Source organism: Psychrobacter pacificensis, from assembly GCF_900101915.1.
Lineage (GTDB): Bacteria > Pseudomonadota > Gammaproteobacteria > Pseudomonadales > Moraxellaceae > Psychrobacter > Psychrobacter pacificensis.
This window is the reverse complement of the sequence record NZ_FNAL01000009.1, coordinates 74,563-88,963: the sequence shown is the minus strand read 5'-3', so window position 1 is coordinate 88,963 and position 14,401 is coordinate 74,563. Positions and strand designations below refer to the sequence as shown.

The window sequence follows — 14,401 nt, the reverse complement described above, 5'->3', positions numbered from 1 at the left end:
CCCTCTACATCATCTAATCTCCCATTAAAAAAGCTATCATACCTTAGTACCAGCATAGTTTTTGCGTTGAGTATATTGGCTAATACTGCCCAAGCCGACACTACAGGCGCTGAAGATTACCGAGCCCCTACTGCTGTTGATGCAAGTGCGCCGATTGCAGCCTTATCTAAACTTACCAGTATCGATGATGCCAAATCTTTAAAAGTCACAGTGCCAACGATTCAAGAGTTTAAGACCAAAGCTGGCGTTCCTGTCATGTTCGTTCAGACCACAGCCTTACCGATCGTCGATGTGGACTTACGTTTCAATGCTGGTAGTGCCCGTGATGGCAGCATCAGTAAAGACGGTTTTGGCATCGCCAACATGACCGCAACGATGCTTGAGCAGGGCTCCAAAAGCTTAGATGAAGATGCGTTCACGCGTGCTGTTGAAACACTAGGCATCAATCTGGGCAGTAGTGCCTATAAGGATATGTTCATTGTTTCGCTACGCAGCTTATCAGACGATAAACACCTGTTACCAGCTGTTGATTTGATGACGCAAATGGTGAGTGAGCCTACGTTTAATGACGAGGTATTAGCACGTAACAAGTCACGATTACTCGTTGGCTTACAGCAGCAAAAACAAGACCCTGGCAGTCTTGCCAGTATTGCCTTTGATAAGGCTTTATACGGCAGTCATCCTTACGCTCATCCCTCAGTCGGTACGCTAGAGAGCGTGCCAACTATCCAGAAGCAACAGCTGATAGACTTTAAAAATCGGTATTTAGTGGCGGCAAATGCCTCTATCGCTATGACAGGCAATCTGACCTTGGTACAGGCGAAAAAACTGGCTGAAGATATCACGACTAAACTATCTGCTGGTCAAGCTGCCGCTGATTTACCTGAGCCTAAACCTCTCACTAAATCACAGCACATTCATATTCCCTTCCCAAGTACCCAAACTACCGTATTGATGGGACAATTAGGCAGTAAACGTGCAACCAATCCAACAGCCCAGCAGCAGCAAACCAATTTTGCGGTTGGTAACGAGATAATGGCAGGTGGTGACTTCAATGCCCGTTTGATGACTGAGATTAGACAAAACCTCGGCTACACCTACGGTATTTCAGGATCAATGAATCCGATGCTAGCACGCGGGCCTTATCAGATTGGTTTTTCAACACGCAATGACAAAGCACGTGCGGCAATCGATGCAAGCTTAGCGGTTATCGATGACACGTTAGAAAAAGGAGTCACTCAGGACGAGATACGCCTGACCAAAGACAATCTCAAAAATAGCTTCCCGATGGGTTTTGCAAGTAACGCAGGGATCAATGGGTTGTTAGGAATGATGAATTTCTATCAATTGCCAAACACTTACTTGGCCGATTATGTCAACCGTATTGATCAAGTCACGCTGTCAGGGGTCAACAAAACGCTGCGCGATACCTTAAATCCGGATAACTTTTTAATCGTGACAGTTGGGCAAGACGATCCTTGGAAGGGGATAGAAGCTACGACAAAAACGACCAAATAACAAGAGGGAAATAAGCTAGGTTAAATTCACTCAGTTAGATAACAAATAGCGTGAGTGATGAGCGATTCAGTATGCCCGACTCATCACTCATGTGCTTATTATCTTGTGACTGACTTGTGCTATCAAAAAAGACTACGAATACTCTTTATCAGAGTTATCAGAAATGGTCATTACGATGTCGTAATTGAGGTTTTGAGGCTTATAGGTGGCACCATTATAGCTCAGTCGAATGATATGCTTGTCGTAAGACATGACCTTATAACCACCATTAGCAAAGTTATGTAGCGCGGGGACTATAAGTAAGGCTTCGATTTGGCGATTATTTGTGGCGACTGAAATATGCTGACCTTCTCGAGGATATAGGAAATAGTCACAATAATCGTTTACCATTACTTCTGCAACACGCTCAATAACCTGACTACCCTGTTCTTCTATCAACTTTGGGCATACATCAGCGCGCTCTGAGGCCAAACGAGCATAAGAGTTTCTAATACTGTCTTCAATGTTTTCAGAATTTTGTGCGATGCTATCACGTGTTAGCGCAGCTTTATCTGTCACCAGCGAGCTGTTTTCAGGATAGGGTTCTGGACTGCAGGCACTCACCAATAATATGGAAAATGATGCCATTCCTATTAACGTGGTGTAAATATATTTTGAGCGAAAAAAACGTTGTTTCCTTTCATTCGATTTACTGCATCTTGCAACTGCTGAATGCTGCTTTGTCATAAATCCCGCTTATAATAACCATAATCTTCTTCCTTGAAGAGTGATAAGGATATAAAGATAGTAAATGGAAATATTCATATTAGAACATAAATATTAAATTCCAAACAATTTTTTAGTGAACTTGCGCGTCTAGCCAGCTCATCCTATTAATCATTTACCTGTAAAATTTATAAGCGATATTATACTGTTTCTCGTTTTTTTATTGTCACTAATTTGAGTGTGCGCTTGCTTATGACGCGTTAACCCTTAGCTATAGTGAATTCGGTATAAAAACGATACAGTGGGACTGGGATAAATTTTTCGCAGCATCGAGCAGCGTAGGCACAGCACGCAAGGAAAATTTAGACCAGTTCCACCTTGATATATAATGTATCTGTTTTATTTAGGATTGACTATATCTAATAGCGACAAGAAGAGCTACTACTGGTATGGTTAAAACCCCATTTACGATAACCATCGGTATCGAGATGAATCGCACCTGTGGCATATAAACCCAAGCCAAAGTTGTAAGACTGTCCTTGATACTGCCAAAACTGGCACAAGCCATCCTGCATCGTACTGAGGCGCCATAGGTTGTCTTCGTACTCTGGCACCCAAATATCCATGGCACTTGCATTCATATGCTTGCTACTGCCAGCACCGCCAGCACAGTCGTTCAGCCCAGGGCTACGATACACCGAGCGTATCTCAGTACTTAAAGGCAAAATGCCTTGATTTTTTAGCTCACTATAGAGGTGTAGTGTTGGCACGATATTGGCCCACAACTCTCGCGGTGGCAGCTGATAAGGCTCATAACCGCATTTGTCCCAGCTGCGCGCGGTGGTAAGTAGCTGAGACAGTGGTGGTACATTTTGTGCACCCACACGTGCGCTCAAATAGCGCTGATATTCGGCTACTTGCCTAGCACGGTAACTGTTACTGTTGAGCCATGCATTAAAGTCCATGCTCGTAAGATCGTTATTAGCACTATTATAGGTGTTATTCGTTGTGCTGTAGCTGTTATTACGGTAAGTTGTATTATAAGTCGGTCTTCGTTGATTCACATTGACGCGTTTGTTTTCCTCGATAGACAGACTGGCATCAATTTCAAAATCACGCTGCTTTTGTGCAATCAAGCTTTGCATACTATCGCCATTTGATGCATTTGCGCCACTTAACATAGTGACACCAGGGCGCTGACTAGAGACATTGTTAGAAGGCGATATATAAGCATTGCTAGTGTCGCCACTGCCTTGACGCACTTCGATACGGCGTTCACTACTATCAGTTATAATAGCGGCATGAACATTGATGCTACTCATACAAACAACCAGTGCAAGAATAGGCTTCTGGATTTGTCCATAGTTATGGTTTTTTGATTTTATCATTGCAGGAATCTACCGCTAAAAACGTTTTATCGATACTATCAAATTTTCAGCAAGCAGGCTAAACTATCGCCTCTAATCTGAGGCAGGATATTCGTAATTAACACTTATCCTTATCACTTTTATAATTACGTGACTTTATTGCCTAGATGTTAAGTATCTGCTTGTTTTTTTGTCCGTGAGCTTCTATTAGAATAGAGACCGTCAAATACTCATCACATATTTTATATAAGACAGCTTAGAGAACCTCTCCCTTTTACTCCAACTGCTAGCCAAACTTTGCCTATGTCTTCTAACCCGCAATACCGTTTTTCACGTCAGAGCCATCACTTAGGCCAAGGTCATGCACCGACGATCTGGCAACGTATTCACATCGATCCGTGGTTGACCTTGCTTTTGTTAACGGTTTGCTGCATTGGCCTGACGATTTTATATAGTGCTGCCAGTCAAGACATCGGCATGGTCATACGTCAGATGGTAAGTTACGGTGTGGCATTCACCGTAATGTTTGCGATGGCACAAATACCGCCAAGCCTTTACCGTACCTTTACGCCTGTGTTTTATGTATTAGGTCTTATATTATTGGTATTGGTTGATATCATTGGTGAAGTGCGTATGGGTGCTCAGCGCTGGATCAACTTACCTGGGTTTGGTAGTGTGCAGCCGTCTGAGTTTATGAAGCTTGGTATGCCGATGATGTGTGCTTGGTTTTTGTCCAAGCGTGATCTTCCGCCATCACCGTCCAGTATTGCCATCACTCTGGCATTGATTATCGTTCCTGTATTGCTGATTGCAAAAGAGCCTGATCTTGGCACTTCGCTTTTAGTCGCTGCTAGTGGCATTTTTGTGCTGTTCTTGGCGGGCCTATCTTGGCGTCTGATTTCTGCTGCTGTGGTTTTAGCGATACCTTTTATTGCATTTGCTTGGAACTTTTTGTTGCATGATTATCAGCGTACGCGCGTCCTAACCTTACTCAATCCTGAAGCCGATGTACAAGGTGCTGGATGGAATATTATTCAGTCAAAGACAGCCATTGGGTCAGGTGGTCTCACTGGCAAAGGGTATTTAGAAGGCACACAGTCGCATCTGCATTTTTTACCAGAAGGTCATACTGACTTTATTATTGCAGCTTTCTCTGAAGAATTTGGTTTACTAGGTGTCATGCTGCTGATGTTTATTTACTTTTGCCTTTTGTCGCGTGCCTTGTATATCGCTTTCACCCATCCTGACATTTATAGCAGGCTGCTTGCGGGCGCTATTGCCATGTCTTTCTTCGTTTATATATTCGTCAATGTCGGTATGGTTGGCGGTATTTTACCTGTTGTTGGCGTACCCCTTCCTTTCATCAGCTATGGTGGTACCGCTATCGTGACTTTGATGGCAGGTTTTGGCTTATTGATGTCGATTCACACTCACAAATCTGGTTAAAAACACTGATAAACAATACCTTATATATAAAACATCAGTAAATTATCATTGAAATATGACAAACACACATCATTTATATCTCTCAAAAACACTGAGCATAAAATAAAGCACTCTTGCATGACTAATGACAACAAAGTTTAGATTAAATCAAAGTATCAGCGATTTTGCTACTATTAATATTTTGTTACTTTTAATAGATACTACATAACCCCCAGTCATGACCAGACTATCAAAATGCTGTCATGAGACATAAAGTATTGTTATTTAATTACTTGTATCATACTGTCATTAACAGTGATTTTTTTAACCAAAATGAATTGTAAATCAGGGCTGAAATATTTTATTTCTTGTTTTTTACAAAAAATTGCGTTAACCTCGTTTTACTGTACTTTGATACATAACCCGTACATAGCCACTAACAAAATTTGCATTTAATTATACTTTGGTTGTAGATTGGTCGTATAGTTAGCATCTTGTAGATTTCAGACTTTCAAATACACTACTTAATTAACGGTTTAATAACAAAGCATCACGCAAAAACTTTTAAACCCTTCATTACTTTAGCAATATCAGAAAGTTTGTATATCGGAAGTTTTATAGATACGACATATAGTGACATTGGTACTTACTCTCCAAGTTAAAAATAAGTACTCAATGAATATCACTGACTATCATTTAAGCATGTCCTAAGTAACTACGGTCATTACTACCGCTACTTATGATCATAAAATGAAAAATTACCATATATTGAAACCTATAAGAGTCTCGCCCTAAATATTAATCGCTATCAAAACAATAGATTAATATAAAGATTCTAGAGTTTGATTCACTGTTAGATTGGTCTAACGCTGTCATACTTAATCTAAAAATTTAGAGTTAGGTTTTGGTGTATAAGTTATAGAGGTATTTATGAATAAGCGTTTATCTGGTTTACTTACTATGTCGGCAGTTTTATTCGCTGGCTCTGCAGTTGCTACAAATGTAAATGCTGTAGAAGCAAAAACCTCCCTTGCAATGATTTCACAAGATAACGCCTCCCATATCGATCGTGTACTTGGTGAGCTTAGCCGTCAGCATGATGGTGCATCAAGTTTGGTCAAATCAGCACGTCAGCCTACTTCATTAGCACTTAGTAGTTCACTATTAGCGAGTGATACCACTCAAGTCACTAATGATGAAGATGTGTTAGAGCGTCTAACCGCAGTAGCCTCTAATTCTGTTAGTAAATTTAAGCAAACTGGTCTTGCCTCTTGGTATGGTCGTAAGTTTCATGGCCGAAAAACTGCTAGTGGTGAAACTTTTGATATGAATGGTTTGACGGCAGCACATCGCTCACTACCACTCAACTGCTATGTCAAAGTGACCAACAAGACGAATGGCAAGAGCGTTGTAGTAAAAGTGAACGATCGTGGTCCATTCCATGGCAACCGCGTATTAGATTTATCGTATGGTGCAGCTAAGCGCCTAGGTATCACTAATAAAGGTGTCGGTAATGTCGCTATTGAGCGTGTTTCAGGACCTTAGTTTTAAAACTTATAGCATATAAAAAAGCCCTTAACTTATCATGAGTTAGGGGCTTTTTTGATCAAATCTTTTATACTTTTCAAGATTGGTTATAACTCAAACGCACTTTCGATGGCATCGTCAAGACGTTCAACAGCAATCACATTGATTCCTTTAAATTGAGGCGCATCTTTAGCAGGTGCATTGGCCTTTGGAATAATCGCATGTTTGAACCCATGCTTCATCGCTTCTTTTAAACGCTCCTGACCGTTGGGTACTGGACGGATTTCACCAGATAAACCGACCTCACCAAACACTGCTAATGACGATGGTAATGGCTTTTCTTTGATGCTTGAGGCACATGCCAACAACACTGCCAAATCAGATCCAGTCTCTATGACTTTGACGCCACCAACAACGTTGACATAGACGTCTTGTCCACTGGTATGAATGCCACCGTGACGATGCATCACTGCTAGTAGCATGGACAAACGCTGGAAGTCCAAACCCAACGCCATGCGTCTAGGCTGTCCTTGGGAGTCATCCACCAACGCTTGCACCTCAACCAGTAATGGCCTAGTCCCTTCACGGCTAACCATAACAACAGATCCAGCAACGGGCTTATCATAACGGCTCAAAAATATCGCTGATGGGTTGGCAACTTCTTTGAGCCCCATGTCAGTCATGCCAAAAATACCCAGCTCATTAACCGCACCAAAACGGTTTTTGACTGCACGAATCATCCGAAAACGTGAGTCAGACTGACCTTCAAAATACAATACCGTATCGACCATATGCTCAAGTACACGTGGGCCTGCTAAAGTGCCTTCTTTCGTCACATGGCCCACTAAAAATAGCGCTGTACCTGTTTGCTTTGCATAGCGCGTTAAGATCGCGGCAGACTCTCTGATTTGACTGACGCCGCCTGGTGCAGAATTGATGGCGTCAGTATAAATAGTCTGGATAGAGTCAATAATAGCAATGGCTGGCTGCTCTTGGGTCAAGGCCGCACAAATGGTTTCCACATTGGTCTCTGCGAGTACGCGAAGTCTATCAGCAGGTAAATCTAAGCGTTTGGCACGCATAGCTACTTGTGCAAGTGACTCTTCGCCAGTCACATAAAGCGCGCTACCTGCCAAAGAGTCAGCACGTGCCATATTAGTCGCTGTCTGCAACAATATGGTTGACTTACCAATACCCGGGTCACCACCGATTAGTACGACGGAACCAGCTACCAATCCGCCACCCAGCACACGATCAAACTCACTAATGCCTGTTGGCAAGCGTGTGTCTAGCGTCACACTGACTGCGTTAAGTGGCATAACGGCGCTGTGAGTGCCAGAGTAGTTACCAACTGGTGCAGCAGTACTACGAGAAGTGGATCGGCCGGCATTAGGCTTGGCGGTACTTTTATTGTGATGCGGCATACTGACATTTGGCGCTTCTACCAAGCTATTCCATTCGCCGCAATCTGTACACTGCCCTGCCCATTTGCCAAAATGCGCGCCGCAATTCTGACAGACATAACTGCTTTTATTTTTTGCCATAAATGATGAGCCTTATCCAGATGATTAGTCGAGAATAATGAATAAAATATCGTACGCTCTTTGATGAGTGGGAATGTAAGAGTGTTTGTCGCGATCAGCCAGTTGTGAGTATCGAAAGCTGTATTTGATAGAAGGAAGAGCGTTAAGCGTAGGTTATTCTAAATATAATGAAGATGTTGACTGCTGGCTTTATAAGTTAGTTGCAATGCTAAAATCAGCAGTTCGTGTAGATAAGAATATGAGTAAAAAATGATTTAGCACAGCGGGCTATACTTGAAAGTCTTTACCTAAGTAAACAGATTTGACCAGATCATTTTCTAAGACTTCCGATGAAGTACCTTCGGCAATGATAGCCCCTTCTGAAACAATATAAGCCTTTTCACAGATGGCTAACGTATCACGAACATTGTGATCAGTGATTAAGACACCAATACCACGATTTTTCAGTGTCAAAACAACATCCTTGATATCGCCAACAGAAATGGGGTCTACACCAGCAAATGGCTCATCCAATAAGATAAATTTAGGATCCGCTGCTAGCGCACGAGCAATTTCACAGCGACGACGCTCGCCGCCTGACACACTCATTCCAAGTGAGGTACGTACATGTTCTAAATGAAATTCGCCAATCAGCTTTTCAAGCTCTTGCTGCTGCTCAGCTTTACTTAATTCTGTACGAGTCTGCAAAATCGCCAATATATTGTCTTCGATAGATAATTTACGGAAAATCGACGCTTCTTGCGGCAAATAACCAATACCAGCACGAGCACGCTCGTGCATAGCGTATTTAGACAGATCCATTTTTCCTAGAGTGACACGGCCCTTATCCATATTGACCAGTCCCACCACCATGTAAAAACTGGTCGTTTTACCAGCACCATTCGGGCCTAGCAGTCCAACAACTTGGCCTTGCTCAACAGAAAACGAGACATCTTTGACTACCCAGCGCTTGCCGTAACGTTTACCCAAATTTTGCATAGTCAAGCGAGCGACAGGCGCCGTATTGCTATTTGATACTGAAGAATCTATATTTTTATTGTCACTCATAGCTTACTCTTGCTTTCACGATATTCGTATACTACCAAAAACCTATTCATGCTTTGGTTGGCTAGGTTAGCGAACGCCACTTTGGTTGGTATTATTATTTGGTGGAAATACCAACTCTACTCGCTGATTACCACCAGCGGTCGCTTCTACATCACCTGCTTTTAGACTATAACGAATAACATTACCGGCAAAACTTGCCCCATTCTGAACCAGCTTGGCATTTCCTGTTAGAGTGATAATGCCAGATACCGCGTTATAATCAATCTTATTTGCCTGACCTTTTGCCAAGCCTTTTTCTTGCGTCACAACCTGCTGCATAGTTGCTGGACGACCCGTCGCTACCGCTGAATTAATGCTGCGCTGCTGCGAGAGATTGACTGTGATATTGTCCGCAGTCATTTTAAAAGTGCCTTGAGTAATAATGACATTACCTGAGTAACTAGTGACGCCAGTACGCTCACTATAAGTGGCCTTGTCCGCTAGCAGTTTGATTTGCTGATTGGCATCTGATGGCAGTGCATGGCCATACAATGGTAGGGCTAACAACATAAACGTTGGAACAACACGTAGCTTATGTGAGCAGATTGATGCGCATAAAGTAGGCAAAAATTTAGATTTCATATAATAACTCGTTTCATAATTGTTGATAGGATTTGCAAACTTCATGATGGCTGCTGTTTTAATGTAGTAGAAAACGCTAGTTTAAAATAATGCTTTGTCTTGACGATCAGCGGGCGTAAAAGCGACAGCAACTTGCCCAAACTCATATTCACCCGTTTCCAGATTGGCAGTCATGCTGGATGCTTCAAAACGATTCATCCCTTGTTCAATTTTGACGGGCTCATCGCTATACACTTGACCAGACTTTGTATTGCCTTTTAGGGTACTACCAGTCACTTTGATTGGCTCAATATCAGACGCCTCTTTATTACCTTCGCTAACCAGTGTAAAGCCACCTGATAAGCTCAACTCCCCTGTTTGCTGACTGATGGCTGCACTACCTGCTTGAATACGGTAGCGCTGCTCTGTTGACGGCTCCCAATTCATCGTGATGCCTGACATCTCATCCTGATTGGTCTCAGGATTATGCGTTAAAGACTCAGCAGTAAGTTCATACTCAGTTTCACCTTGCTCATTTGTCTGAACTGCTTTGATATCAGTGGCTTCATAATCGACATCTGTCGTCTCGATATTGACTGGTGGCGACACATCCCCTTGTTGCTGGAAAAACCAGCCCGCAATACCAGCAATAATCAACGCTAATATAATGAGAACACGTGTATTCACGACAGTTCATCCTGAGCTTGAGTTTCATCAAGCGTATAATGTGCAATAAAGTCTTGATAATGTCCGTACCCCTTTAAGATGAGATCACATACTTCACGTACTGCACCTGCACCCCCTGCTCGAGTGGTGACCATATCACTGCGTTTTATGACTTCCGCGTGTGCATTGGGTACGGTTGCTGCAAACCCTACCGTTTGCATCGCTTTAATATCTGGCAAGTCATCACCCATATAAGCGCAGTCGGCAGCAGTAATATTGAGCGCAGGGTCAAGAGACGATAATAACTCTTTTAGTGCAATGAGCTTATCATCCCGTCCTTGTACCACATGATTGACACCCATTTCTGTTGCACGTTTATCAACCATAGCGCTGCTACGCCCAGTAATAATAGCAGTTAAAATGCCATAACGCGCTAGAGACTTAACACCGACGCCATCCTGTACTGAAAACGCTTTGGTTTCGATACCATTTGCGTCGTAGATAATTTGACCATTAGATAAAATCCCATCGACATCCATGATCAATAGCTTTACTTGTCCGGCTTTTTTTATTAAATCTTGCATTATTTGTCTCTTTTTGACGAATATTTTTCTAACTATTTTATATGAAAAACCAATCGTTCTATCAACTATTAATGAATTACTTTACACCAGCTTGTAATAGATCATGAACCGTAATGACTGCTTCTAAACGATCTTCATCATCAATAATTAGTAATTGACTGATACCATTTTCATTCATGACACTCAAGGCATCCGATGCGCGCATTGTTTTACTGATATGGCGTGGGTTACTGACCATTACCTCATTCATCGGCGTTTGTAGATCAATACCTTTTTCAAGACCACGGCGTAAGTCACCATCTGTAAATACGCCAACGACTTTATCATTATCATCCGTCACCACGGTCATCCCTAAGCGTCCAGCAGACATCGTAAATAGTGCTTGCTGTAGCGGTGCTTGTTGGTGAATCAAGGGTAAGTCTTCTGACTTGGTATGCATTAAATCTTCGACACGCGTCAATAGCTGACGACCTAATGCGCCCGCTGGATGCGATAATGCAAAGTCCTCAGAAGTGAAGTTACGAGCATGTACCAAGGCGACCGCTAGAGCATCCCCTAACGCTAAGGTAGCCGTTGTACTCGATGTAGGGGCAAGATTGAGCGGACAAGCCTCTTGTGAGTGGCCAAGGGTCAAAACAATATCAGCCGCTCGTGGCAGCATACCGCGTTTATCTCGGCTGATACTAATTAGAGGGATGTTCAAGCGTTTGACCACTGGCAATAGCATCTTAATCTCATCGGATTCACCAGAGTTCGAGATAGCAAGCAGTACATCACCTTTGACCAGCATGCCCAAATCGCCATGACCTGCCTCACCAGGATGCATAAAAAAAGCAGGCGTACCCGTCGAGGCAAAAGTCGCTGCTATTTTACGTCCAATCAATCCTGATTTACCCATGCCCGTTACTACCACTCGACCCTGACAAGCCAAAATAACGTCACATGCTTGTGCAAACCTGTCATCTATCTGCTCCGTCAACAATGCTAATGCAGATATCTCAGTATTAATCGCGTCAATAGCCGTTGTGATAAATTGCTCATGGGTCAAATCAGTTGTAGTATCGCTCATGAATCTGCTCTATTTTTATAATGAATCAACCTAGTATTTTACTATACTCTGTTTCATATTAATAATGGCCTACCATTTATATAATGGAGGCAGCCATTATTTTTTACAGTAACTATCTGCTTATTTATATAAAAAAAACCCACTATAGCAGCAGGTCTTAATCGTATAAATCATGTCTTTTAATGTATAGTTGGATAATATACTCAATGCGTGCAGCTAATTAACTATTGGTATCATTCGATCCGTTGTCCGGCTTTTCTTCAAAGCCCGTACCGTCTGTCGGTGCATCAAAACCACGATCCTGTCCAAAGCCGCCGCGCTCAAAACCGCGTTCCTGACCTTGTCCAAAGCTACCACGCTCAAAGCCACGTTCTTGACCTTGACTAAACCCTCCGCGATTAAATCCACTACGACTAGAGGCAAAACCACGCTCTTCAAAACCGCCCGCAGCAGGATTGCTGCCACGCTCAAAGCCACCCCCTTGATAACCAGTTTGCGCTAAGCCTTGAGGTTGAGCGCCAGTACCTGTAGTGGTTGTACTACTACGCGGGTTACGAGCTGGCACTACGGTTGAGATGGCATGTTTATATACCATCTGACTGACTGTATTTTTGAGGAGTACAACATATTGATCGAATGATTCAATTTGGCCTTGCAGCTTGATACCGTTAACCAAAAAAATAGAGACAGGAATGCGATCTTTGCGCAGCGAATTCAAGAATGGATCTTGTAAAGTTTGTCCTTTTGACATGAAATCTCTCCTAAATATTATATAGTTATGTTTAGAGTGCCAATTATTCTAAGTGTCAATTTAATTATAGTGGCTAAAAGGTAGATACAATAATATGTTTTCTTTATAAAACGTATCTAAATAAATATTCATTGTTCTTAAGTTATTCCACTTTAACGCGAGTACGTTATCATTGTCAGTAATTAGGTAACCACTTGTTTCATCAAGCGTTTTTTCTGTAAAAGTTAATAGCTATCTACTACCAAGATAACTGTATTTAACGGCTACTAGATCTGTAGTAAGCTCAAATTATAACAGTTATCCACGCTAATTTTTGAAACTAATTGTGATTCTTTATTTATATATCAATAACGTGCTTTGAAAACGTAAAGTAAGACGCAAGCCAATAAGATAAAAGTATATTTTCAAAAAAGATAATCTCTTGCTTGTGCCATTGTTGTAAAGTTTTTTAGCACCATCCCTTTGGTGACCGCATCATCAAACTCAGATGCAGCATCAGGCAATTGAGCAACTTTTCTAAGCCATGTATATTGGCGTTTTGCCAGCTGCCTTGTGGCATATAATGCCTTATTTTGCATTTCCTGACAAGCAAGCGCTTCGGTCTCAGCATAGGATACATCTGGCTGAGCATTTGTGTAAACGCCCTCGCCTTGCATCTTATTTATGGCCATTAGGCTTTTAGAGTCTGCAAAGGCTTCATAAAATTGGGCTTTGTCCAAATGGGTTTTATCCAATACTGGATGCTGCGTACGAACGAGATATTCCAATACTTGGCGATAACCCACACAGCGCATCGACGGCATATTAGGGGTCAGCGGGTACTTCTCAAGTAAGCCAACAACCTCTGCCACTAACCCTTCTTGCCACATGATATCAAGGCGCTGTTCGATACGCGCATGTAACCACGGGCGGTCTGGTATCACTGACAATGCATGCCACTGCTGTTCTGGATGATGGGCCAAAGCTTGTTTTGGCTCACGCTGCCAGTCGCTTATGGGCCTATCTGTCTGCAAATAAACCTCAATTGCCCGAGTAATGCGCTGAGTATCCGTCGCATTCAAACGCTGATGGCTAACTGAGTCAACATGGCCAAGATAATCATATAAAGCACTGATACCTTCCTCTTGTCGCCACTGCTCAACGCGTGCACGTACGCTGTCATCGCTATCAGGTACGGGAGACAGGCCATCGAGTAGCGCCATGTAGTACATCATAGTGCCGCCTACTAACAGCGGTATCTTTTTGCGCTCATGACACTCATCAATAAGACGTGCTACATCATCAATAAACTCAGCGACGCTATAGCTTTGCATGGGATCAATAATATCAACCAAATGATGCGGATAACGCGTTAATTCATCTGCTATTGGTTTTGCGGTACCAATATTCATATCGCGATATATCAGTGCTGAATCCACAGAAATCAGTTCAAAACGGCCTGTATCGTATAATTCATATGCTAATGCTGTTTTTCCGCTGGCAGTGGGCGCCATCAGACACACGACACTATTATCAGGCAGATTAGTAGAGACGCTATCAGACGAATATTGCATAGAATTGCCTTTCTCAATATGTAGTTGGCTAAAATAGTAGTCAGC

The 14,401-nt window shown here is 42.4% G+C and carries 12 protein-coding genes and 2 pseudogenes; 3 read left to right on the top strand and 11 right to left on the bottom strand.

Annotation, left to right across the window (positions count from 1 at the left end; all coding sequences use genetic code 11):
- The first annotated feature begins 75 nt into the window (after positions 1 to 75).
- Entirely contained in the window at positions 76 to 1,518 is a 1,443-nt protein-coding gene (locus BLR43_RS07240; RefSeq protein ID WP_227674277.1) for a M16 family metallopeptidase, read from the top strand.
- Between the two features lie 132 nt (positions 1,519 to 1,650).
- Here BLR43_RS07240 and BLR43_RS07235 read toward each other — a convergent pair whose 3' ends face one another.
- Both BLR43_RS07235 and BLR43_RS07230 read right to left on the bottom strand, forming a co-directional pair.
- Positions 1,651 to 2,244 carry a hypothetical protein gene (locus BLR43_RS07235; protein ID WP_143007420.1) on the bottom strand — a complete coding sequence of 198 codons (594 nt, stop codon included), beginning with the start codon at positions 2,242 to 2,244 and terminating at the stop codon, positions 1,651 to 1,653.
- 398 nt (positions 2,245 to 2,642) lie between these two features.
- A complete protein-coding gene (locus BLR43_RS07230) occupies positions 2,643 to 3,545 on the bottom strand; it encodes a D-Ala-D-Ala carboxypeptidase family metallohydrolase (protein WP_227517174.1) in 903 nt (300 codons plus the stop codon).
- Positions 3,546 to 3,893: 348 nt separating this feature from the next.
- Between BLR43_RS07230 and rodA the strand changes: the two genes are divergently transcribed.
- Together rodA and BLR43_RS07220 are read left to right on the top strand one after the other, a co-directional pair.
- Positions 3,894 to 5,036 carry a rod shape-determining protein RodA gene (gene rodA, locus BLR43_RS07225; protein ID WP_071001679.1) on the top strand — a complete coding sequence of 381 codons (1,143 nt, stop codon included), beginning with the start codon at positions 3,894 to 3,896 and terminating at the stop codon, positions 5,034 to 5,036.
- Positions 5,037 to 5,945: 909 nt separating this feature from the next.
- A complete protein-coding gene (locus BLR43_RS07220) occupies positions 5,946 to 6,560 on the top strand; it encodes a septal ring lytic transglycosylase RlpA family protein (protein ID WP_071001681.1) in 615 nt (204 codons plus the stop codon).
- A gap of 89 nt (positions 6,561 to 6,649) precedes the next feature.
- On the opposite strand, the gene radA is transcribed toward BLR43_RS07220, so the two are convergent.
- From radA to miaA, 9 genes and pseudogenes are all read right to left on the bottom strand, one after another.
- Entirely contained in the window at positions 6,650 to 8,086 is a 1,437-nt protein-coding gene (radA, locus tag BLR43_RS07215; protein ID WP_093069985.1) for a DNA repair protein RadA, read from the bottom strand.
- A gap of 267 nt (positions 8,087 to 8,353) precedes the next feature.
- Complete coding sequence (gene lptB / locus BLR43_RS07210; protein ID WP_071001684.1) at positions 8,354 to 9,133, bottom strand: LPS export ABC transporter ATP-binding protein; 780 nt, start codon at positions 9,131 to 9,133, stop codon at positions 8,354 to 8,356.
- A gap of 66 nt (positions 9,134 to 9,199) precedes the next feature.
- Positions 9,200 to 9,682, bottom strand: a complete 483-nt coding sequence (lptA, locus tag BLR43_RS07205) for a lipopolysaccharide transport periplasmic protein LptA (protein ID WP_223334273.1) — start codon at positions 9,680 to 9,682, stop codon at positions 9,200 to 9,202.
- A 153-nt stretch (positions 9,683 to 9,835) separates the two neighbouring features.
- Positions 9,836 to 10,420, bottom strand: a complete 585-nt coding sequence (lptC, locus tag BLR43_RS07200; RefSeq protein ID WP_058024069.1) for an LPS export ABC transporter periplasmic protein LptC — start codon at positions 10,418 to 10,420, stop codon at positions 9,836 to 9,838.
- Positions 10,417 to 10,983 (bottom strand): KdsC family phosphatase, encoded by a 567-nt coding sequence (locus BLR43_RS07195; protein WP_093069982.1) that lies wholly within the window; start codon positions 10,981 to 10,983, stop codon positions 10,417 to 10,419. The genes lptC and BLR43_RS07195 overlap by 4 nt, the downstream gene beginning before the upstream one ends.
- A gap of 76 nt (positions 10,984 to 11,059) precedes the next feature.
- Positions 11,060 to 12,052, bottom strand: coding sequence for a KpsF/GutQ family sugar-phosphate isomerase (locus tag BLR43_RS07190; RefSeq protein ID WP_093069980.1), 993 nt, complete (start codon positions 12,050 to 12,052; stop codon positions 11,060 to 11,062).
- 220 nt (positions 12,053 to 12,272) lie between these two features.
- The gene (gene hfq, locus BLR43_RS07185; protein ID WP_058024072.1) at positions 12,273 to 12,803 is read right to left on the bottom strand and encodes an RNA chaperone Hfq; all 531 of its coding nucleotides are present in this window, start codon (positions 12,801 to 12,803) and stop codon (positions 12,273 to 12,275) included.
- Positions 12,804 to 13,207: 404 nt separating this feature from the next.
- Positions 13,208 to 13,387, bottom strand: a pseudogene (locus BLR43_RS14030) (tRNA (adenosine(37)-N6)-dimethylallyltransferase MiaA); the annotation flags it as partial.
- Positions 13,376 to 14,296 (bottom strand): annotated as a pseudogene (gene miaA, locus BLR43_RS07180) (tRNA (adenosine(37)-N6)-dimethylallyltransferase MiaA); the annotation flags it as partial. The pseudogenes miaA and BLR43_RS14030, both read right to left, overlap by 12 nt.
- Positions 14,297 to 14,401: the final 105 nt, after the last annotated feature.